This window comes from Propionivibrio sp., from assembly GCF_047602565.1.
GTDB lineage: Bacteria > Pseudomonadota > Gammaproteobacteria > Burkholderiales > Rhodocyclaceae > Propionivibrio.
Genome location: NZ_JASGGX010000001.1, coordinates 4,166,962 through 4,186,991 on the forward strand (window position 1 = coordinate 4,166,962; position 20,030 = coordinate 4,186,991).

A 20,030-nucleotide genomic window follows, 5' to 3' on the forward strand; every position below is an offset into this window, starting at 1 on the left:
CGGCGCGATGTACGGCGGTTCGACGACGGCGATCCTGATCAATACGCCGGGAGAAAACTCCTCGGTGTGCACGACGCTGGACGGCTACCAGATGGCCAAGCAGGGCCGCGCGGGCGTCGCCCTGGCGATCTGCGCGATCGCCTCGTTCGTCGCCGGCATCATCGCCTGCGTCGGGCTGCTGTTCATGGCCAAGCCGCTGGCCGAGCTCGCCCTGAAGTTCAGCCCCGCCGGCCAGTTCTCGCTGATGATCCTGGGCCTGTGCGCCCTCTCCAGCCTGGCCGGGAAATCGCAGGTCAAGGCGTTCATTATGACCACGCTGGGGCTGATCCTGTCCACGGTGGGCGTCGATCCGATCTCCGGCGTGGCCCGCATGACTTTCGGCTATCCCGAGCTTTATTCCGGCATCGAATTCCTGACGCTGGCGGTGGGCATGTTCGCCCTCGGCGAGGTGTTCAAGACGATCATCACCCGCGACTACGCCGAAGGCGAGCCGATCAAGGTCGGGCGCATCATGCCGAGCAAGCAGGACTTGAAGGACAGCTGGGCATCGATCCTGCGCGGCTCGATCCTCGGGTTTTTCCAGGGTCTGATTCCGGGGTGCGGCGCGACGCTGTGTTCGTTCATGGCCTACATCACCGAGAAGAAGCTCAGCAAGAACGGGGCGAATTTCGGCAAGGGCGCCATCCAGGGCGTCGCCGCGCCGGAAGCGGCGAACAACGGGGCGGCCGGCGGGGCGATGATTCCGCTGCTGACCCTCGGCATTCCCGGCACGGGCACCACCGCCGTGCTGATGGGCGCCCTGATCATGTTCAACATCACGCCGGGCCCGCTGCTCTTCCAGGACAACCCGCAGGTCGCCTGGGGGCTGATCGCCAGCATGATCGTGGGCAACGTCATGCTGCTGATCCTGAACCTGCCGCTGGTCAAGGTCTTCGCCAAGGTGATCGAGACGCCGCCGAAATATCTGATCCCCGGCATCCTCGCCATCTCGGTGTTCGGCGTCTATGCCGTGCAGGTCAGCCTGTTCAACCTGCTGCTGATGGTCGGCAGCGGCGTGGCGGCCTACTTCCTGTCGAAGAACGACTACCCGATCGCGCCGCTGGTCCTGTCGCTCATCCTGGGGCCGCTGATCGAGAACAATCTGCGCCGGGCGGTGAACCTGTACAACGGCGACTACAGCCGGTTCCTGACCGACCCGATTTCCCTGGTGTTTCTCGTGATCGCGGTCCTGTGGGTTTCCGTGCCGCAGATCATGAAGCTGCGGGGCAAGAAAGTGCTGATCGAGGAAAGCTGACGGATGGCAAGAACGTTTAACCACAACGAACACGACGGGCACAACGAAAAACGAGAAACAAGTTTTTGCTTTTCGCCGTGCCCGCCGTGTCGCCGTGGTTAATTGAAGATTTTGCTTTTCGTCGTGCCCGTCGTGTTCGTTGTGGTTAATAACGCCCTTTTGTGCAACCTTCGGAGGAGACTGAATGAGCGGGGAAACGGTAATCGTCAAGGCCGCGCCACTCGAAGCCTGCGTTGCGCGCATCTTCGTCGAACACGGGGTGCCGCAGGCGGATGCGCGGCTCGTCGCCAATGTGCTGGTCCAGGCCGACCTGTGGGGGCACCAGTCGCACGGCGTATTGCGCACCAGCTGGTACGTCGAACGCCTGCGCCACGGCGTCATGTCGCCGGTGACCGCCATCGACGTGATCAGCGACCGGCGCTGCGTCGCGGTGATCGACGGCAGGGAAGGCGTGGGCCAGGTCATCGCCGAGCGGGCGATGCGGATGGCCATCGCCAAGGCCAAGGAATTCGGCGTCGGCACCGTGGCGGTGAGGAATTCCAACCACTTCGGCACCCTGATGTACTACACGCGCCTGGCGACGCAGGAAGGCTGCATCGCCTTCATGACCTCGAACGGCGGCAAGGCGATGGCGCCGTGGGGCGGGGCGAAGAACAAGATCGTCGGCACCAATCCGTGGTCGATCGCCGCGCCCGGCGGCGCGCGTCCGCCCCTGATGCTGGACATGGCCAACACCGGCGTGGCGCGGGGCAAGATCTACCTCGCCCGGCAGCGCCACGAGAAGATCCCGTTCGGCTGGGCGCTCGATGCCGAGGGCGCGCCGACGGACGATCCGGCGGCGGCCATCGCCGGGATCATCCTGCCCATGGCGGGGCACAAGGGCTATGCCATCGCCACGCTGATGGACGTGCTGGCCGGGGTCCTGCCGGGCAGCGCCTTCCTGAGCGCGGTGAACGGCCCGTACCACTACGATAAGCGCAGCGGCTGCGGGCATTTCATCACCGTTTACAACATCGAGGATTTCATCGATCCCGCCGCGTTCGACCGGCGCATCGAGGCGTTCATCGAAGAAATCAAGTCCCAGCCCCTGGCGCAAGGGTTTTCCGAGATATTCCTGCCGGGCGAAATGGAAGCCCGCGCGCATCAACGCCAGATGGAGGAGGGCATTGCCCTGCCGGGCGACACGTGGGACGAACTGCTCAAGCTGGCGCGCGAGACCGGAACCACGGAACAGCTCGATGCGGCCCGGAAATGAACCGTTGCGCGGCCGCTCTCCACGGTCCGCGCCCTTTTCGACTTGCCACGCCTGCAGGAACGCGCCATGCCCAGACTGAACGCGCATCTCGGTTACCAATTCACGGAGTTCGAGCCGCTGGAGCGGTTCGCCCAGGCGGCGAGGGCGGGCTTCAAGGCCGTCGAATGGCCCGCCGTCTATCCGTACGACCCGGTGTGGCTGAGGGAAATCATCGACGCGCTGGACCTGCAGTGGGTGCAGGTCGCGTTGCCCTTCGGCGATGCGGCCAGGGGCGAGAAAGGCTTGGCCGCACTGCCGGATCGCCGGGACGAATTCATCGGCGGACTGCGCCAGGCGATCCATTACGCGAAGGTGCTCGGCGCGCGCTGGATTCACCCGATGGCCGGGATCGTGCGCGACTGGGACGAGGCTGCCCGGACGATCTACCTGGAGAACGTCGGGCGCGCGGTCGCAGAGGCGGCGGACCACGGCCTGGGAACCTTGATCGAGGTGATCGGCAGCGGCGAGGTTCCGGGGTACGCCATGAGCACGTATGAACGCGCGGACGAGGTGATCACCGGGATCGGCAGCGATTCCCTGCGCCTGCTCCTCGACACCTACCACGCGCAGACCGTGACGGGGGACGCCATCGGGCTCGTCGGCAGGTGGGCGGGCCGGATCGGCCACGTGCAGATCGCCGACGTGCCCGGCCGCCATGAGCCGGGGACCGGGAACATCGATTTCGACCGCTTCTTTGCGGTGCTGGAAAGCACCGGGTACGACGGCTGGGTCGGCTGCGAGTACAAGCCGGCGAACGGCACGCTGCCCGGCCTGGCGCATCTGCGGCGGTATCTGTGAAAAGAGGGCCTATCATGCAGGCCATGGGCGGCCGCAGGCAGGATTCGAAGGCGAATCTCCGCGCCGTCGGGAGGTTCGGCGTCCCGGAAAAGTCCCGCCGGGGCCGGTCGTGGAGGCTTTTCGTCGTTTTCGTGAGGATCGATAAATGATTACATCAGAGCAGGCCGCGCAACTGTTCGCCCCGACGGGCGTGCTGCGCGCATCCATCAACCTCGGCAACCCGGTGCTCGCCCGCCGCGATTCGCCCGAGGCGCCGCCCTACGGCGTTTCGATCGACATGGCCAGGGCGTTGGCCGAACGCCTGGGCGTCGGCATCGAGTTCGTGGTCTTCGATTCCGCCAGCCAGTCGGTCGACGCCGTGGCCAACGATCAGGCCGACATCGGCTTCTTCGCCATCGATTCGAAGCGGGGGGAGAGCATCGCGTTCACCTCGTCCTACCTGCACATCGAAGGCTGCTATCTCGTGCCGGAGGCCTCGCCGATCCGCGACAACGGCGACGTCGACCGCGCCGGGATTCGCGTCGCGGTCGGCCGCGGCAGCGCCTACGACCTGTTCCTTTCGCGCGAGCTGAAATCGGCGGAGATCGTCCGCGCGTCCAACCCGCAGGCCGTGCTGCCGCTGTTCCTCGACCAGCGCCTCGAAGTCGCCGCCGGGGTCAGGCAGCAGTTGCAGGCCGACATGGCGCGCCATCCCGGCCTGCGCCTGCTGCCGGAGCGCTTCATGGTCATCCGGCAGGCCATGGGCCTGGCGCGCCGGCGGGGCGACGCGGCGCACGCCTATCTCGGCGCCTTCGTCGAGGAGCTCAAGGCGTCGGGATTCGTCGCGCAAGCCCTGGAGCGGCACGGCATCCAGGGCGCATCGGTGGCGCCGGCGGGCTGAGTCCGCAAGCAGCATCCGTTCTTCGCAATTCGGAGGTTCGCAGTCATGATCGTTTCCATCAATCCCGCCAATGAACAGACGTTGGCGACGTTCGCGCTGCAAACGCAGGAGCAGGTGTCCGCCTTCCTGGACAAGGCGGTCGCCGCGCAGAAGCAGTGGGCCCGGCAATCCGTCGAGGCGCGCTGCCAGCTGGTGGCCCGCGTGGGCGCGGTGCTGCGCCGGAACAAGGCGGAATACGCCCGCCTGATCACGCTGGAAATGGGCAAGCCGATCGCCGAAGCCGAGGCCGAGGTCGAGAAATGCGCCTGGACGTGTGAGTTCTACGCGCAGGCCGCGCCCGGCTTTCTCGCCGACCGGAGCGTCGCCAGCAACGCCAGCGAGAGCGCCGTGGTCTTCGATCCGCTCGGCGTGCTGCTGGCGATCATGCCGTGGAACTACCCGTTCTGGCAGTTCATCCGCTTCGCCGCGCCGGCGCTGGCGGCGGGCAACGCGGCGGTGCTGCGGCATGCCAGCAATGTGCCGCAATGCGCGCTCGCCTTGGCAGCGGCGTTCAGGCAGGCGGAGGCGCCCGAAGGACTGGTCACCACGCTGCTGGTCGAACACGCGGCCGTCGCGGCACTGATCGACGACCCGCGCATCGCCGCGCTGACGCTCACCGGCTCGACCGAGGTCGGCAGGCAGATCGCCGCGCAGGCGGGGCGGGCGATGAAGAAGCAGGTGCTGGAACTGGGCGGTTCCGATCCGTTCATCGTGCTGGCCGACGCGGATGTCGAGCTGGCGGCGAAGACGGCGGTGAAGGCGCGCTTCTCCAACACCGGCCAGAGCTGCATCTCGGCCAAGCGCTTCATCGTCGAGGCGGCGGTGGCGGACCGTTTCGTCGAGCTGCTCTGCGCCGGCGTCGCCAAACTCAAGGTGGGCGACCCCCTGCAGCGCGACTGCGACGTCGGTCCGCAGGCGCGCCGGGGCCTGCGCGACGATCTGCACGCCCAGGTCGAGCGCAGCGTCGCGGCCGGGGCGCAGCTCCTGATGGGCGGGCATCCGCTCGACGGTCCGGGCCATTTCTACGCGCCGACCGTGCTGGACCACGTGACCCCGGACATGGCCGCCGGCTGCGAGGAAACGTTCGGCCCGGTCGCCGCGGTGATCCGCGTGGCCGACGCGGAGGAGGCGCTACGGGTCGCCAACGACTCCGAGTTCGGCCTCGGGGCAGCCTTGTGGACGGGCGACCTGGAGCGCGCCAAAACCCTGGCCCGGCGCATCGAAGCCGGCGCCGTGTTCATCAACGGCCTGGTCGCCTCGGACGCGCGGCTGCCTTTCGGCGGCGTCAAGCAGTCCGGCTACGGGCGCGAACTGGGCGAGTTCGGCATCCGCGAATTCACCAACGTGAAGACCGTCTGGATCGGTCCGGCGAAATGATCGACCCCTTGAAAGGAAACCCATGACCTTCAAAACCCCTTCCGCTGCGGCCGTGCTGCCGCTGGACGACCTGCCGACCTACGAACGCGGCGGCGGCGCGCGTACCACGCCGCTGGTCACGCGCGCCGTTGGCACCACCAGCTTCATCACGGGCTACACCGACTTCGACGCCGGCACCAGGATTCCCTTCCACAGCCACAACTGCGAGGAAAGCGTGGTGCTGATCGCCGGCGACGCGATGCTCGACATCGACGGCCAGGAATACCGCCTGAAGCCGCTCGACTGCACCTACATCCCGCCCAACGTCCCGCACCGCTTCCGCAACCTGTCGGATTCGCAGCCGATGCGCATCCTGTGGATCTATGCCAGCGCCGACGCCACCCGCACGCTGATCGAAACGGGCGCCACGGCCCCGGTTTCGGCGGAGCACAGGAAATGACGCAACAGACAGTCCTCGAAGTGGCCCTGCTCACGATCAAGCCGGGCATGGAAGCGGAATTCGAAGCCGGCGTGCGCCGCGCCGTGCCGCTGTTCCAGCGCGCCCAGGGGTGCCGGGGCATGGAAGTGCGGCGCTTCGTCGAAAAGCCGCACCTCTACCATCTGCTGGTCCGCTGGGACACGCTGGAAAACCACACGGTGGATTTCCGCGGCTCGGAGGATTTCCAGGAATGGCGCCGCTGCGTCGGGCACTGCTTCCTGGTGCCGCCCGAGGTCCAGCACACCGTGGAAACCGTCCATGGCTTCTGAAGAGAACCGCGCCGCCCGCCCGTCCGCGCCCCGGATCTTCCTGATCCACGCTACGCCCCTGGCGATCGCGGCGATCAACGACAGTTTCCGGAAGCTGTGGCCGGAGGCCGGGCTGGCCAACCTGCTCGACGATTCGCTTTCCCCCGATCTGCAACGCGCCGGGAAGATCGACCGCAGCCTGACCGACCGTTTCCTCAAGCTCGCCGCGTACGCGCGCGACGCCGGGGCGGACGGGATCATCTTCACCTGCTCCGCGTTCGGCCCGGCGATCAACGCCTGCAAGGAGGCGCTGCCGATCCCGGTGCTGCGCCCGAACGAGGCGATGGTCGGGGAGGCGCTGGCCCACGGCGACCGGCTCGCGCTGATGGCGACGTTCGAGCCGGCCCTGGCGCCGATCACGGACGAGATCCATCTCTACGCCGCCTCGCTCGGGCGCCACGTGACCGTTGACCGGATTCACGTTCCCGGCGCGCTGGAAGCCGCGCAGAAAGGCGATCAGGCCCGGCACAACGACCTGATCGCGCGGGCGGCGGGCGGCGTGCAGGACGCCGACGTCATCTGCTTCGCGCAGTTCTCGATGTCGCAGAGCGCAGCGGATATGTGCGCCGCGATTTCCGGCAAGCCGGTGCTCACCACGCCGGACAGCGCGGTCAGGCGGATGCGGCAACTGCTCGCGGACTCAGGGGAATAGCTTCAGGAATAGATTCGCGGCCGGCCAAGCCGAGGCAATCGCCGGCTTACGCCGCGGCGTTCTTCCGCGTCAGCGGGACTTTGATGCGCCGTTCGTAATCGATGTGCTCGCGCAGGAAGTCGGCGGCCTGCTGCAGCCTGTTCGCCTCGATCATGTCCAGCAGCTCCAGGTGTTCCTTGCAGGTATGCACCAGGCGCGAGCGGTCGCCGTGGGCGCGGTAGTCGAGCAGCCGGCGCAGGCGGTTCATGCGCTGGATCGCATCGATGAAGAACGGGTTGCGCGAACCGGCGACGATGGTTTCGTGGAACTGCGCGCCGATCTGGAACGTCTCGGCGCGGGAGAAGCGCAGGATGCCGCCGTCGAGCATCGCCTGCTGCAGGCCGCGCAGGCGCGCCAGATCGCCGGGCGGCAGGCGGTAGCCCTCCTGCAGGAGCGCCGCCGGTTCCACCAGCATGCGGAACTGGTACATCTGATCGTAGGCCTCCTCAGAGACGAGGACCGTCAGGAACTCCCATCCCTTCCCCGGCAGGCGTTCGATCCAGCCTTCCTGCGACATGCGGCGCAGGAGACTGGCCAGCCGGGACTTGGTTACGCCGTAGCGGCGCATCAGCTCCAGTTCCGAGATTTTTTCCGGCAGCGCGCCCGCCAGCCGGTCCTCGACGATGCGGTAATAGACGAGGTCCTCGGTGTTCTCGTCGACCAGCGGCTTGGCCACCAGCGACGCGGGATCGGCCTTGACGAAGTAGCCCTTGTTGGGCCGCTTCTCGACGATCTCCATGCCAGCGAGGAAGTCCAGCGCCGCGCGGACCGGGGTCCGCGACACCCGGAGATAGGCGGCCAGCTTCTCCTCGCCGAGGTGCGTATCCCGCTCGACCCGGTTGTCGGCGATGTAGGCGAGGATCTGCTGCGCCAGCTTGCTCGGCAGCGGCGATGGCGTCTTGGCGGGAGGCGTGGCCGTATCCATGGGATCGGGAGTGGCGAAGGACCGGAAGATACCGGGATTATACGGTCCGGCCGACCAGTTCTCGCGCCAAACGGTTGTGCCGCTCGATCAGCGCCGGCAGGTCCACCGGCAGCAGCTGGCCGTCGCTGACCACCACCTTGCCGCCGATCACCGCATGGCGCGCGTTGCGCGGCGTGCAGAAGAGCAGCGCGGCGACCGGATCGTGCACGGCGGCGCCGGCCAGATCGAGGCCGCCGGTGGCGAAGGCCGCCACGTCGGCGCTCATGCCCGGCGCCAGCGCGCCGATGTCGTCGCGGCCGAGCACGCGCGCGCCGCCGAGCGTGGCGAGTTCGAGCGCCTGCCGCGCGCTCATCGCCGCCGGGCCGAAGCCGACGCGGGCGAGCAGCATGGCCTGCCGCGTCTCGCCGAGCAGGTGCGCGGCGTCGTTCGAGGCGCTGCCGTCGACGCCCAGGCCGACCGGCACGCCGGCCGCGCGCATGGCCGGGATCGGCGCGATGCCGGAGGCCAGCCGCATGTTCGAGCAGGGGCAGTGCGCCACGCCGGTGCCGCTGCGGGCGAAGACGCCGATGCCCGGCGCGTCGAGCTTGACGCAGTGCGCGTGCCACACGTCCGGCCCGACCCAGCCGAGCGATTCGGCGTATTCGGCGGGCGTCATGCCGAACTTCTCGCGGCTGTAGGCCACGTCGTTGTCGTTCTCGGCGAGGTGCGTGTGCAGCGCGACGCCGTGGCCGCGCGCCAGCTTCGCCGCCTCGCGCATCAGGTCGCGGCTGACCGAGAACGGCGAGCAGGGCGCCACGACGATGCGCCGCATGGCGTGCCGTGCCGGGTCGTGCCAGGTCTCGATCAGGCGCTGCGTGTCTTTCAGGATGGCGTCCTCGTCCTCGACCAGCCGGTCGGGCGGCAGGCCGCCCCGGCTTTCGCCGACGCTCATGCTGCCGCGCGCGGCGTGGAAGCGCATGCCGATCTCGGCGGCGGCCTCGATCGAATCGTCGAGGCGCGCCCCGTTCGGATAGATGTACAGGTGGTCGCTGGAGGTGGTGCAGCCGGACAGGATCAGCTCGGCCATCGCCGTCAGCGTGGATACGCGGATCATCTCGGGCGTGAGGCCGGCCCAGATCGGATACAGGCGGCGCAGCCAGGCGAACAGCTCGGCGTCCTGCGCGCCGGGCACCGCGCGCGTCAGGCTCTGGTACATGTGGTGGTGCGTGTTGACGAGGCCCGGCAGGGCGACGCAGCCGGCCAGCGAGACAACCGTGTCGGCGGTTTCCGGCAGCTCGCCGGACGGCCCGACGGCCTCGATCACCCCGTCGCGGACGAATACCCCGCCGCCGGGAATCTCCCGGCGCTGGGCGTCCATGGTGACGAGGACGTCGGCGTTCTTGAGCAGTAAAGTGGGCATGTCGAATTCAAAGAATTAACCACAACGAGCACAACGGACACAACGAAATGCAAGACAGCTTTTTTTCTGTTTTTTTCGTTGTGCCCGTTGTGCTCGTTGTGGTTTGAATCAAGTTTTCCGCTTACGGCAGGAACGGCTTGCCGAGCGACGCCGGCAGGTTGTTCTGCAGCACGCGGCGGTCGCGCGAGATGATCACCAGCACGACGATGGTCGCCACGTAGGGCAGGGCGGCGAGGAGTTGCACCGGCACCATGATGCCGAGCCCCTGCGCGTGGAACTGCAGGATGGTCACCGCGCCGAACAGGTAGGCGCCGAGCATCAGCCGCGCCGGCTTCCACGAGGCGAAGACGACCAGCGCGACGGCGATCCAGCCGCGCCCGGCGCTCATGTTCTGCACCCACAGCGGCGTGTAAACGGTGGACAGGTAGGCGCCGGCGACGCCGGCCAGCGCGCCGCCGAAGGCCACCGCGCCGAAGCGGATGCTGATCACCGGATAGCCGATCGCGTGCGCCGCCTCGGGCGACTCGCCGATGGCCTTGAGCAGCAGCCCCAGGCGGGTCCTGGTCAGCGTCCAGGCGATGGCGGCGAAGGTCAGCAGCGAGAGGTAGACCACCGCGTCCTGCTTGAACAGGATGGGGCCGAGCACCGGGATGTCGGCGAGCAGCGGGATGGCGATCGGCTTCAGGCCGGGCAGGCTGTAGCTGATGTAGTGCTGGCCGATGAACGCCGACAGGCCGATGCCGAAGATGGTCAGCGCCAGCCCGCAGGCCGCCTGGTTGGCGGCGAGCGACAGGGCGAAGAAGCCGAAGATCATGGCTGTCGCCGCGCCGGCCAGCGCGCCGGCCGGGATGCCGGCGAGCGCGCCGTGGCCGCTCTCGGCGGCGGCGGCGAAGCCGGCGATGGCGCCGACCAGCATCATCCCCTCGACGCCGAGGTTGATCACGCCGGTCCGTTCGGCCACCAGTTCGCCGAGCCCGGCGAAGATCAGCGGCACGGCGGCGGCGAAGGTGCCGGCGAGGATGGGGATGAGGTGTTCGATCATGGTCGTCGGCGGAGGCGGTTACGCCAGGCGGCGGATGCGGTTGTCGATGAACACGTCCGAGCCGAGCAGGAAGAAGAGCAGCATGCCCTGGAAGATGCCGGTGATGGCGGCCGGCAGCTGCAGCGCGACCTGCGCCGCCTCGCCGCCGAGGTAGATCAGCGCCATCAGGAAGCCGGCGAGGACGATGCCCAGCGCGTGCAGGCGGCCGAGGTAGGCGACGATGATCGCGGCGAAGCCGTAGCCCGGTGAGATGTTCAGGTTGAGCTGGCCGACCGGGCCGGCGATCTCGCCGACGCCGGCGATGCCCGCGGTCATGCCCGAGACGAGCAGGCAGAACCACACCGTCTGCCGGGCCGAGAAGCCGGCGTAGCGCGACGCGGCCGGCGCCAGCCCGCCGACCTCAATCTGGAAGTGCAGGAAGCTCCTGGCGTTGAAGATCCAGAAGGCGAGCACGGCGAAGATGGTGATGTACACCGAGGTGTTGACCCGCGAGCCCTCGATCAGGATGGAGAACAGCGCGCTGTCGCCGAACATGATCGACTGCGGGAAGTTCATGCCTTCCGGGTCGCGCCACGGGCCGTGCACCATGTAGGCCAGGATCAGGTTGGCGACGTAGGAGAGCATCAGCGTGGTCAGCGTCTCCTCGGCGTTGAAGCGGGTCTTGAGCAGGGCCGGGATGGCGCCCCACAGCGCGCCGCCGACCGCGCCCGCCGCGACCATCGCCGGCACGATCCAGGCCGCGTCGCTGCCGTCGTTGGCGATGGCCACCCAGCCGCCGGCCAGCGCGCCGACGATCAGCTGGCCCTCGGCGCCGATGTTGTAGATGCGCGCCTTGAAGCCGATGGCCAGGCCCTGCGCGATGAGGATCAGCGGGCAGGCCTTGATCAGCAGTTCGCTCCAGCCGTAGCCGCTGGCCAGCGGCTGCACGAAGAACACGCGGAAGGATTCGGCGACCGGCTTGCCGAGCGCCCAGAACAGCAGCGAGCCGATCAGCAGCGTGGCCGCCACGGCGATCAGCGGCGCCGTCCAGCGCATCACGCGCGACGGGTAGGGGCGGGGCTCAAGCAGGTGCATGGTGCGTTTCCATCGGGGCGCTGGCCTCGCCCGGGTGATCGAACAGGCCCGCCATCTGCAGGCCGACCTTTTCGGCGTTGAGTTCCGCCTTGGGCTGCGCGGCGGACAGGCGGCCCTGCGCGAGCACGGCGATGCGGTCGGCGATCTCGAACAGCTCCTCCAGCTCCTCGGAGACGACCAGGATGGCCACGCCGGTGCGCGACAGGTCGAGCAGCGCCTGGCGCAGGATCGCCGAGGCGCCGACGTCGACGCCCCAGGTCGGCTGCGCGACGATCATCACTTCGGGCTTCAGCATGATCTCGCGGCCGACGATGAATTTCTGCAGGTTGCCGCCGGACAGCGCGCGGGCGTTGGTCGACGCGTCGCCGCCGCGCACGTCGAAGCGGCTGACGCACTCGTCGGCGTAGTTGCGGGCCATGCCGTAGCGCACCAGCCCCCAGTGCTTCATGCCCTGGCGGTGCGCGGTGAGCAGGGCGTTGTGGCCGAGCGAGAGCGGCGGCACGGCGCCGCGCCCCAGCCGTTCCTCGGGCACGTAGACGATGCCCTTGGCGCGCCGCTCGCCGGCGTCCAGATGACCGATGGAGACGCCGTCGAGGCGGATCACGTCGCGCGCGACGGCCACCTCGCCGGCCAGGGCCGACAGCAGTTCGGCCTGCCCGTTGCCCGAGATGCCGGCGATGCCGAGGATTTCGCCGGAGCAGACGGTCAGCGAAATGTCCTTGAGCGCGGTGCCGAACGGCGAGGTCGGTTCGAGATCGAGGCCCGCGACGGTCAGCACCGGGTGGTGCTCCCCGGCGTACACCGGCGCCTCGCACACCGGCAGCTCGCGGCCGATCATCATGCGCGCCAGGCTCGCCGCCGTCTCCTCGCGCGGCACGGCCTTGCCGGTCACCCGTCCGTTGCGCAGGATCGTGGCGTGGTCGCACAGCGATTGGATTTCGTGCAGCTTGTGGCTGATGTAGAGGATCGACACGCCTTCCGAGGCGAGCTGGCGCAGGGTCTCGAACAGCTTGATCACGGCCTGCGGCGTGAGCACCGAGGTCGGCTCGTCGAGGATCAGCAGCTTGGGCTTCTGCAGCAGGCAGCGCACGATCTCGACGCGCTGGCGCTCGCCGACCGAAAGGCTGTGCACCAGGCGGTTCGGGTCGAGCGGCAGCCCGTAGTGCTCGGAGACCTCCCGCACGCGCCGGGCCAGCGCCGGCAGGTCGAACGGCTCGTCGAGCACCAGGGCGATGTTCTCGGCCACGGTCAGCGTCTCGAACAGCGAGAAATGCTGGAACACCATGCCGATGCCGAGCCGGCGCGCCTGCGCCGGGTTGGCGATGTTCACCTCCTGCCCGTCGAGCAGCACGGTGCCGGCGTCGGCCTTGACCGCGCCGTAGATGATCTTCATCAGCGTGCTTTTGCCGGCGCCGTTCTCGCCGAGCACAGCGTGGATCTCGCCCGGCTGCACCGTCAGGCTGACGTCCTCGTTGGCCACGACGCTGGGGTAGCGCTTGGTGACGTGCAGCAATTCCAGGCGGGGAACGGGGGCGCTCATGCGTGCTCCGGCGGTGCGTTACGGTTCGGGCTGGCGGTTTACGGAATGCGCGGCAAAGGAAACGCACGCAGTCGTGGACCCTGCGCCGGCACTTCCCGCGCCGGCGCGGAAGGATCGAATGATACACGTTTGCGGGGTGGGAATTCAGCCCCGGCAGACCCGTTCAGGGCAATCGCCCGGATGTCCTCTCCCTCCCCTTCAAGGGGGTGAGGACGGGGTTTCGCAGAGCACCGCTCTGCGCCGTCCGAACGGGCTGGCTGTGTAAAGCCAGCACTGCCGGGCCGGGGATGGGGTGCAAATGGCGGCTGAACCGATGTGATTTCCGGCGGAACACCCCATCCCCCACCCGACCTCCCCCTTGAAGGGGGAGGCGATCATGCGCGGAGCACTGGTGCGCTTACCCGGCAACGCATGCGGGAAGACCCGGCTGTTCCATGCCGGCGCAGCCGGCGTCGGGCTCCGGGCAGCCGGCCCGCAGGCCGAGCGGCACCACGCCGGCCCATACCGGGAGGGCCAGGTCGTCCTCGGCGTCGATGACGCCGTCCGTGCGTATCTTGGCGGCGGCTTCCCGCAGCGGCAGGCGCAGCAGGCGCGTCCCCGCCGTCTCGGCCGCCGACGGCGGCCGCACGCGCGCGGCGCGGCCGGGGCTGACGTGCTCGACGAAGGCGGCGAACTCGGCGGCCTTGACCGCCGGGTCGGTCACTTCCTCGAAGCGGCCGTAGATCGCCACGGAGCGGAAGTTCATCGAGTGGTGGAAGGCCGAGCGCGCCAGCACCAGCCCGTCCAGGTGCGCGATGCACACGCAGCACTCGCCGGCCAGCAGCGCCGCCGCCATGCGCGAGTTGGCCGCGCCGTGGATGTACAGGTGGTCGCCGGAACGCCAGCAGGCGGTCGGCAGGCAATGCACGCTGCCTTCGTGGCTGAAGGCGACCTGGCAGATCAGCGCCGCGTCGACGATGGCCTCGATCGTGGCGCGGTCGTAGTGCGCGCGCTGCGGCTTGCGGCGGATTTCGGTGCGGGGGCTGGGCGGTTGGCCGGGCATGCGCGTTCTCCTCGATTCTCGATGTGGAAGCGTCACCCTAGCCGGAGTGTGGCACCATGCACAGGTCCAGTACCTTTCATCTGAATGGAGCCAGATGCCGCTCGAACTCGTCCTGCGCGCATTGCACGATCCGGCGGCGGATCGGCAGCGCGAACCGCGGCAGGCCCGGCTGTGCCGGCTGCTCAAGGAAGCCATCCTGTCCGGCCGGCTGGCGCCCGGCACGCGCCTGCCCGGCAGCCGCCGGCTGGCCGAGGACTACGCCATGGCGCGCAACGGCGTGCTGTTCGCCTACCAGCAGCTGCTGGCCGAAGGCTTCCTGGAGGCCGACCGGGGCGGCACGCGCGTCGGCCGCCTGCCGTTTCGCCGCGCGGCGGCGGAGCCGTCCGCCCCGCCACCCGTTTCCTTTCTGGCGCAGCGCGCGCGGCGGCTGCCGGCGGCCGCGCGCGACGAATCCTTCCTGCCCTTCGCGCCGGGCGTGCCCGACCTGAACGCTTTTCCGTGGCGCGCCTGGGCCAAGGTCCTGCAGCGCGCCTGGAGCGAAGTCAGCGCCCGCCAGGTGGCCTATGCCGAACCGGGCGGTGAGCCGGAGCTGCGGCGGGCGGTGGCGGCCTTCCTGGCCGCGCGGCGCGGCGTCGCCTGTACGCCGGAGCAGGTGTTCGTCGTACCCGGCGGGCAGACCGCCCTCGATGCCTGCGCCCGCCTGCTGGCGGACGCCGGCGATACCGTCTGGCTGGAGGAGCCGGGCTACGCGCCGGCGCGCAACGTGATGCTGGCGGCGGGACTGCGCACGGTGCACGTGCCGGTGGACGAGGACGGCATGGCGCCCGGCGCGGCGTTGTGGCGCGCGTCGCCGCCGCGTCTCGTTTACGTGACGCCCTCGCACCAGTATCCGCTGGGCAGCGTGCTCAGCCTGGAACGGCGCCTCGACCTGCTCAACCGCATCGGCGGCGGCTGGCTGATCGAGGACGATTACGACAGCGACTTCAACCACGCCCGGCCGGGCGCGCCGCTGCCGGCGATCCAGGGGCTGCGCCCGGACGCGCCGGTGATCTACGTCGGCACCTTCAGCAAGCTGCTCTATCCGGGGCTGCGCATCGCCTATCTCGTCGTGCCGCGCTGGGCGGTCAGGGAGATCGGCGAGGCGCTGCGCGCCCTGCATCGCGGCGGTCAGGCCATGGAACAGCGGGCGCTGGCGCGTTTCATCGACGGCGGCCAGCTCACGCGCCACGTCCGGCGCATGGCGCCGATCTACCGTGAGCGGCAGGCCGTGCTGCGCACCGAGCTGCGCGCGCGGTTCGGCGGCTGCGAAATCCTCGGCGGGCAGGCCGGGCTGCATCTCGTGCTGCGCCTGCCGGCGTCGCTGCCGGACACGGCGCTGGTCGAGGCCGCGCTGCGCCGGGGCGTGGTCGCGCGCGCCCTGAGCACCTACTACGCCGGGCCGGACGGCGGCAACGGGCTGCTGCTCGGCTACGGGATGGCGGCGGCCGAGCGGATTCCGGAACTGGTCGGCCGGCTGGCGCCCTGAAGCCGGGCGCGCGCCGGCCGCCTACTTGCGGGCCATCTTCAGGAATTCGACGACGGCGGGCGAGAGCGTCTTCGCCTTGCGGGTGATGATGCCGAGATTGATCAGCGAGATCGGCAGGTCGATCGGCAGGATCGCCAGCAGCCCGTATTTCGCGTAGTGCCGGGCGACGTCGTGCGGCACGACGGAGATCATGTCGGAGGATTCGATCAGCGAGGTGATGGTCAGCAGCGAGGTCGTTTCCACGATGTCGAGCGTCGACGAGCGCATGTACTGCTTGAGCGCGGTCTCGACGCGCAGGCGCATCGGGCTGCCCACGGGATGCAGAATCCACGTCTGCGCCTCCAGTTCGCCGGGCGCGATGCTTTGCTTGCCGGCGAGCGCGTGCCCCGGCCGGGCGACGACGCTCATCTGCTCCGGCTGGTCGAAGAAGTCGATTTCCAGCCCCTGGTTGTCGAGCCGGTCCGGAAAGCGCCCCAGGACGAGGTCCAGGTCGCCGCGGATGAGGTGGGGCAGCAGCGTGTCGCTCGTCCCCACGTCGATCGACAGCCGGACCCGCGGATACGCCGCCCTGAAATCGAGCAGCCAGCCGGTGAGCAGCGCGGGCACCGTGCCGATGACGCTGCCGATGCGCACGAAGCCGAGCGCGCCTTTGGCCAGTTCGGCGATTTCCGCCTCGGCGTGCTCGAAGTCGTGGCTGACGCTTTTCGCGTAGCGGATCAGGACTTCGCCGTACATCGTCGGCTCCATGCCTCGCGGATGGCGCTCGAACAGCTTGACGTCCAGCCGGGATTCCAGCTGCTGCAGCAACAGGCTCGCGGTCGGCTGCGTGGTGTGCATGGCCAGGGCGGCGCGCCGCATGTTCCGGTACTGGTCGAGCGCGTTCAGGAGCAGCACCTGGCGGCTCGATATTTTCAGGGGCCTGAACGGGGCGTCGGAGGCGTCGTCGGTCGTCATTCGGGTGCGTGCGCGAAAGGAGTCGATATCTCAGGAATGATATCAATTAATACATAAATACAATTGTACTTATATACCTTGGGCGCCTACCATCGATTTCGTCGTCCATGCCGGAGAGGCGGGCGATGCCTGACAGTAGATCAAAAGACGACCCATCCAGGGTTCCCGGTCAAACAATGCGAGTCGGAGGTTGCAATGCGTATGCGTAAAGGCGTTCTTTCGGTGTTGCTCGTCGCTCTTTGTTCGGTTTCATCCCTTTCACTGGCCCAGTATGCCGAGCGCAAGATACGGATTTCGGCCGGCGTTCCCGAGGAGAACCCGGTTTCGGTCGGCGTGAAGAAGATGCAGGAAATCCTCGCCGCCCGGTCCGGCGGCAAGATGAAGCTCACCGGCTACTACAGCGGCATGCTGGGCGGGGACGCCCAGGCGGTGCAGGCGCTGCGCGGCGGGACGCAGGAAATGGTGATCACCTCAAGCTCCCCGCTGGCCGGCCTGGTCAAGGAACTGGGCGTCTTCGACCTGCCCTTCCTGTTCGCCGACGAGAAGGAAGCCTACGCGGTGCTTGACGGTCCCGCCGGCGACTACTTCAATAAGCGGCTGGAAGAGATCGGGCTGGTCAACCTGGCGTACTGGGAAAACGGTTTCCGCAATCTGACGAACAGCCGGCGTCCGGTCGGCAAGCTCGACGATCTGGCGGGACTGAAGATCCGCGTGATGCAGAACAACATCTTCATCGATGCGTTCCGGGAGTGGGGGGCGAATCCCGTGCCGATGCCCAAGTCCGAGCTATACACGGCGCTCGAAATGAAGGCGGTCGACGGGCAGGAGAACCCCTTCATCGATATCGAGACCAACAAGATGTTCGAGGTGCAGAAGTACCTGACCGCCTCGCGCCACGCCTACACGCCGTGGCTGATCCTGTACAGCAAGACGCTTTGGGACGAACTCAGCGCGGACGAGAAGGCCGCCCTGCGCGAAGCGGCCGTCGAGGCGCGCAAGGTCCAGCGGGAAGCGAACAAATCGGCCGACGACAAGGCGCTGGTCGAACTGAAGAAGCGGGGCATGGTGGTCAACGAACTGTCCAGGCAGGAACGCGACAAGATGGTCGAGAAGGTCCGGCCGGTCTATGACAAGAACCTGTCGGCCTACAACAAGGAAGGGCCGAACCTGGTGCTCGAAGCGATCAAGAAGCTCCGGGCGAACTAGGCGACGCGGCGAGGGCGGCGGGGCTGGCCTGAAGCCGGCGTCCGCCGCGGTCGAGCCAATGATTTTTGATGGAGAGTGAAAAAATGAAAGTTCTAATCACCGGCGGCGGCGGATTCCTGGGCTACCGTCTGGCGCAGGCGCTGCTGAAGAAGGGCACGCTGGCGGATGCCGAGGGCCGGCAGGCGCCGATCGCGCGGATCACCCTGTTCGACATGGCGTTCCCGGAGCACGTCGATGCGCGGCTCACCTGCGTCAAGGGCGACCTCACCGACCGGGCCGGCGTCGAGGCCGCGCTCGGCGGCGACACCACGGCGGTGTTCCACCTCGCCTCGGTGGTCAGCGGCGGCGCCGAGGCCGACTTCGACCTCGGCATGCGCGTCAACCTCGACGGCACGCGCGGCCTGCTCGACCTCTGCCGAAAACAGGCCAAACCGCCGCGCTTCGTCTTCACCAGCTCGGTCGCCGTGTTCGGCGGCGAGTTACCGGCGGTGCTCGACGACGGCACCACACCCAACCCGCAAGGCTCCTACGGCGCCCAGAAAGTCTGCTGCGAATACCTCGTCACCGACTACTCGCGCAAGGGCTACATCGACGGCCGTTCGCTGCGCCTGCCGACCATCTCCGTGCGCCCCGGCAAGCCCAATCTGGCGGTTTCCTCGTTCGCCAGCGGCATCATCCGCGAACCGCTCAACGGCGTCGAAGCGATCTGCCCGGTGGGGCGCGAGGCGAAGATCTGGCTGCTCTCCCCGGCCAAGGTGATCGAAGCGCTGATCCACGCCGGCGAACTGCCGTCGTCGGCGTGGGGCACTAAGCGGGTGCTCAACCTGCCGGGCACCACCGCGGGGGTCGGCGAGATGATCGACACGCTGCGGCGGATCGCCGGCGACGCGGTGGCCGACCGCATCCGCATCCAGCCCGACCCGCGCATCGAGGCGCTGGTGCTCTCCTGGCCGGCGGCCTTCACGACCGAGCGCGCCGCGAAGCTCGGCTTCACCGCCGACCAGGATGTGGAGTCGATCATCCGCAGCTACATCGAGGATCAGGGCATCAAGGTCTGATATCTCCCGTTTTCAAGAACCGAATGGACAAGCAATGAAGATCGAGAAACGCACACTGGCCGCCTTGAACAGCGTCTATTCCTGCAACAGCATCGAGGTGGACGGGCAGACGCGCATCCTGCTCGCTTCCGAGGCGGAGGACCGCTGCCTGGCCTGGACCGGCCCGGACTACACCGGGAGCCACACGGTCTGGGACGGCCCGGGCGGCACCATGTCGATCGTGCCGATTCCGGGCACCAACGGCGAATTCCTGGCGGTGCAGAAGTTCTTCCGCATGTTCGACTGGGAAGAGGCCAAGGTGGTGCACGTGCGCCCGCTGCCCGGCGAGAAGTATGAAGTTACCGACATCCTGCACCTGCCCTACATCCACCGCTTCGACCTGCTCACCGTGGGCGATCGGCACTACTTCATCGCCGGTACCCTGGCGACCCAAAAGGCCACCAAGGAGGACTGGTCGAGTCCCGGCAAGATCTGGGTCGGCGAATACACCGGCCCCGGCCCGCTAGAGGTCACCGTGCTCCAGGACGGCATCACCCAGAACCACGGCTACAGCCGGCTGGTGCGGGACGGCGTGATGCGCGGGCTGGTGACCGGGCGCGAAGGGGCGTTCGAAGTCACCCCGCCGCAGACGCCGGACGGGCAATGGACGGTGCGGCAGTTCATGGACTGGCCGATCAGCGACATCGCGGCGCTCGACATCGACGGCGACGGCGAGCTTGAATTCGCCACGATCGAGGAATTCCACGGCCAGTACTTCCGCATCTACAAGCGGATCGCCGGCGTCTTCAAGAAGGTGTTCGAGCACCCGGAGGTGACCGAGTTCTACCACGTGGTGGTGGGGACGACGCTGGCCGGCGAGCCGGTGTTCATCGGCGGCTGCCGACGGGGCAAGCAGCAGCTGTTCTACGTGCGGGCCAAGCAGAAGGCGCCGCTGGCGCTCGAAGCGGTGCTGATCGAGGAAGGCGTCGGGCCCAGCAACGCCTACGTCCTGCACGAACAAGGGCGCGACATCCTCGTCGCCGCCAACCGGGAAACCAACGAGGCCGCGCTGTACATCGCCACGGCGTAAGCCGCCAACGCCTCGCAGCGCGCCGAGGCGGACGCGG

General features: G+C 68.2%; 19 protein-coding genes. 12 read left to right on the forward strand and 7 right to left on the reverse strand.

Annotated elements, in window-relative coordinates:
* Window positions 1–7: 7 nt before the first annotated feature.
* From QM701_RS19625 to QM701_RS19660, 8 genes are all read left to right on the forward strand, one after another.
* Entirely contained in the window at window positions 8–1,294 is a 1,287-nt protein-coding gene (locus QM701_RS19625; protein WP_415168685.1) for a tripartite tricarboxylate transporter permease, read from the forward strand.
* Window positions 1,295–1,478: 184 nt separating this feature from the next.
* A complete protein-coding gene (locus QM701_RS19630; protein ID WP_415168686.1) occupies window positions 1,479–2,549 on the forward strand; it encodes an Ldh family oxidoreductase in 1,071 nt (356 codons plus the stop codon).
* A gap of 66 nt (window positions 2,550–2,615) precedes the next feature.
* A complete protein-coding gene (locus QM701_RS19635) occupies window positions 2,616–3,386 on the forward strand; it encodes a hydroxypyruvate isomerase family protein (RefSeq protein WP_415168687.1) in 771 nt (256 codons plus the stop codon).
* A 145-nt stretch (window positions 3,387–3,531) separates the two neighbouring features.
* Window positions 3,532–4,266, forward strand: coding sequence for an ABC transporter substrate-binding protein (locus QM701_RS19640; protein ID WP_415168688.1), 735 nt, complete (start codon window positions 3,532–3,534; stop codon window positions 4,264–4,266).
* A gap of 45 nt (window positions 4,267–4,311) precedes the next feature.
* Window positions 4,312–5,682, forward strand: a complete 1,371-nt coding sequence (locus QM701_RS19645; RefSeq protein WP_415168689.1) for an NAD-dependent succinate-semialdehyde dehydrogenase — start codon at window positions 4,312–4,314, stop codon at window positions 5,680–5,682.
* 22 nt (window positions 5,683–5,704) lie between these two features.
* Window positions 5,705–6,121, forward strand: coding sequence for a cupin domain-containing protein (locus QM701_RS19650; RefSeq protein WP_415168690.1), 417 nt, complete (start codon window positions 5,705–5,707; stop codon window positions 6,119–6,121).
* Window positions 6,118–6,429, forward strand: coding sequence for an antibiotic biosynthesis monooxygenase family protein (locus QM701_RS19655; RefSeq protein WP_415168691.1), 312 nt, complete (start codon window positions 6,118–6,120; stop codon window positions 6,427–6,429). The genes QM701_RS19650 and QM701_RS19655 overlap by 4 nt, the downstream gene beginning before the upstream one ends.
* Window positions 6,419–7,120, forward strand: a complete 702-nt coding sequence (locus QM701_RS19660; RefSeq protein WP_415168692.1) for an aspartate/glutamate racemase family protein — start codon at window positions 6,419–6,421, stop codon at window positions 7,118–7,120. The genes QM701_RS19655 and QM701_RS19660 overlap by 11 nt, the downstream gene beginning before the upstream one ends.
* A 46-nt stretch (window positions 7,121–7,166) precedes the next feature.
* On the opposite strand, the gene QM701_RS19665 is transcribed toward QM701_RS19660, so the two are convergent.
* The 6 genes from QM701_RS19665 to QM701_RS19690 form a co-directional block, all read right to left on the reverse strand.
* Window positions 7,167–8,084: an FCD domain-containing protein gene (locus QM701_RS19665; RefSeq protein WP_415168693.1), complete on the reverse strand. Its 918-nt coding sequence runs from the start codon at window positions 8,082–8,084 to the stop codon at window positions 7,167–7,169.
* A gap of 37 nt (window positions 8,085–8,121) precedes the next feature.
* A complete protein-coding gene (locus QM701_RS19670) occupies window positions 8,122–9,483 on the reverse strand; it encodes an 8-oxoguanine deaminase (RefSeq protein WP_415168694.1) in 1,362 nt (453 codons plus the stop codon).
* A gap of 121 nt (window positions 9,484–9,604) precedes the next feature.
* Complete coding sequence (locus tag QM701_RS19675) at window positions 9,605–10,525, reverse strand: ABC transporter permease (protein ID WP_415168695.1); 921 nt, start codon at window positions 10,523–10,525, stop codon at window positions 9,605–9,607.
* A gap of 18 nt (window positions 10,526–10,543) precedes the next feature.
* A complete protein-coding gene (locus tag QM701_RS19680) occupies window positions 10,544–11,599 on the reverse strand; it encodes an ABC transporter permease (protein WP_415168696.1) in 1,056 nt (351 codons plus the stop codon).
* The gene (locus QM701_RS19685; RefSeq protein ID WP_415168697.1) at window positions 11,586–13,139 is read right to left on the reverse strand and encodes an ABC transporter ATP-binding protein; all 1,554 of its coding nucleotides are present in this window, start codon (window positions 13,137–13,139) and stop codon (window positions 11,586–11,588) included. The genes QM701_RS19680 and QM701_RS19685 overlap by 14 nt, the downstream gene beginning before the upstream one ends.
* A gap of 397 nt (window positions 13,140–13,536) precedes the next feature.
* Complete coding sequence (locus QM701_RS19690) at window positions 13,537–14,181, reverse strand: pyridoxamine 5'-phosphate oxidase family protein (RefSeq protein ID WP_415168698.1); 645 nt, start codon at window positions 14,179–14,181, stop codon at window positions 13,537–13,539.
* A 94-nt stretch (window positions 14,182–14,275) separates the two neighbouring features.
* Between QM701_RS19690 and QM701_RS19695 the strand changes: the two genes are divergently transcribed.
* Window positions 14,276–15,706: a PLP-dependent aminotransferase family protein gene (locus QM701_RS19695; protein ID WP_415168699.1), complete on the forward strand. Its 1,431-nt coding sequence runs from the start codon at window positions 14,276–14,278 to the stop codon at window positions 15,704–15,706.
* 21 nt (window positions 15,707–15,727) lie between these two features.
* Here the strand turns inward: QM701_RS19695 and QM701_RS19700 are convergent, their stop codons facing one another.
* Complete coding sequence (locus tag QM701_RS19700) at window positions 15,728–16,660, reverse strand: LysR family transcriptional regulator (RefSeq protein WP_415168700.1); 933 nt, start codon at window positions 16,658–16,660, stop codon at window positions 15,728–15,730.
* 195 nt (window positions 16,661–16,855) lie between these two features.
* Between QM701_RS19700 and QM701_RS19705 the strand changes: the two genes are divergently transcribed.
* The 3 genes from QM701_RS19705 (at window position 16,856) to QM701_RS19715 (ending at window position 19,993) form a co-directional block, all read left to right on the forward strand.
* Window positions 16,856–17,866 carry a TRAP transporter substrate-binding protein gene (locus QM701_RS19705; protein WP_415168701.1) on the forward strand — a complete coding sequence of 337 codons (1,011 nt, stop codon included), beginning with the start codon at window positions 16,856–16,858 and terminating at the stop codon, window positions 17,864–17,866.
* A gap of 83 nt (window positions 17,867–17,949) precedes the next feature.
* Window positions 17,950–18,924, forward strand: a complete 975-nt coding sequence (denD, locus tag QM701_RS19710) for a D-erythronate dehydrogenase (protein WP_415168702.1) — start codon at window positions 17,950–17,952, stop codon at window positions 18,922–18,924.
* 34 nt (window positions 18,925–18,958) lie between these two features.
* On the forward strand, window positions 18,959–19,993 hold the full coding sequence (locus QM701_RS19715) for a hypothetical protein (RefSeq protein ID WP_415168703.1): 1,035 nt from the start codon (window positions 18,959–18,961) through the stop codon (window positions 19,991–19,993).
* The last annotated feature ends 37 nt before the right edge of the window (window positions 19,994–20,030 follow it).

What these genes read in the sequence shown, in the direction of transcription:
- QM701_RS19655 (WP_415168691.1), top strand. Translation starts at nt 6,118, where the DNA reads ATGACGCAACAGACAGTCCTCGAAGTGGCCCTGCTCACGATCAAGCCG.
- QM701_RS19705 (WP_415168701.1), top strand. Translation starts at nt 16,856, where the DNA reads ATGCGTATGCGTAAAGGCGTTCTTTCGGTGTTGCTCGTCGCTCTTTGT.
- QM701_RS19635 (WP_415168687.1), top strand. Translation starts at nt 2,616, where the DNA reads ATGCCCAGACTGAACGCGCATCTCGGTTACCAATTCACGGAGTTCGAG.
- QM701_RS19700 (WP_415168700.1), bottom strand. Translation starts at nt 16,660, where the DNA reads ATGACGACCGACGACGCCTCCGACGCCCCGTTCAGGCCCCTGAAAATA.
- QM701_RS19630 (WP_415168686.1), top strand. Translation starts at nt 1,479, where the DNA reads ATGAGCGGGGAAACGGTAATCGTCAAGGCCGCGCCACTCGAAGCCTGC.
- QM701_RS19675 (WP_415168695.1), bottom strand. Translation starts at nt 10,525, where the DNA reads ATGATCGAACACCTCATCCCCATCCTCGCCGGCACCTTCGCCGCCGCC.
- QM701_RS19650 (WP_415168690.1), top strand. Translation starts at nt 5,705, where the DNA reads ATGACCTTCAAAACCCCTTCCGCTGCGGCCGTGCTGCCGCTGGACGAC.
- QM701_RS19680 (WP_415168696.1), bottom strand. Translation starts at nt 11,599, where the DNA reads ATGCACCTGCTTGAGCCCCGCCCCTACCCGTCGCGCGTGATGCGCTGG.
- QM701_RS19685 (WP_415168697.1), bottom strand. Translation starts at nt 13,139, where the DNA reads ATGAGCGCCCCCGTTCCCCGCCTGGAATTGCTGCACGTCACCAAGCGC.
- QM701_RS19690 (WP_415168698.1), bottom strand. Translation starts at nt 14,181, where the DNA reads ATGCCCGGCCAACCGCCCAGCCCCCGCACCGAAATCCGCCGCAAGCCG.
- denD (WP_415168702.1), top strand. Translation starts at nt 17,950, where the DNA reads ATGAAAGTTCTAATCACCGGCGGCGGCGGATTCCTGGGCTACCGTCTG.
- QM701_RS19665 (WP_415168693.1), bottom strand. Translation starts at nt 8,084, where the DNA reads ATGGATACGGCCACGCCTCCCGCCAAGACGCCATCGCCGCTGCCGAGC.
- QM701_RS19625 (WP_415168685.1), top strand. Translation starts at nt 8, where the DNA reads ATGTACGGCGGTTCGACGACGGCGATCCTGATCAATACGCCGGGAGAA.
- QM701_RS19695 (WP_415168699.1), top strand. Translation starts at nt 14,276, where the DNA reads ATGCCGCTCGAACTCGTCCTGCGCGCATTGCACGATCCGGCGGCGGAT.
- QM701_RS19640 (WP_415168688.1), top strand. Translation starts at nt 3,532, where the DNA reads ATGATTACATCAGAGCAGGCCGCGCAACTGTTCGCCCCGACGGGCGTG.
- QM701_RS19645 (WP_415168689.1), top strand. Translation starts at nt 4,312, where the DNA reads ATGATCGTTTCCATCAATCCCGCCAATGAACAGACGTTGGCGACGTTC.
- QM701_RS19715 (WP_415168703.1), top strand. Translation starts at nt 18,959, where the DNA reads ATGAAGATCGAGAAACGCACACTGGCCGCCTTGAACAGCGTCTATTCC.
- QM701_RS19660 (WP_415168692.1), top strand. Translation starts at nt 6,419, where the DNA reads ATGGCTTCTGAAGAGAACCGCGCCGCCCGCCCGTCCGCGCCCCGGATC.
- QM701_RS19670 (WP_415168694.1), bottom strand. Translation starts at nt 9,483, where the DNA reads ATGCCCACTTTACTGCTCAAGAACGCCGACGTCCTCGTCACCATGGAC.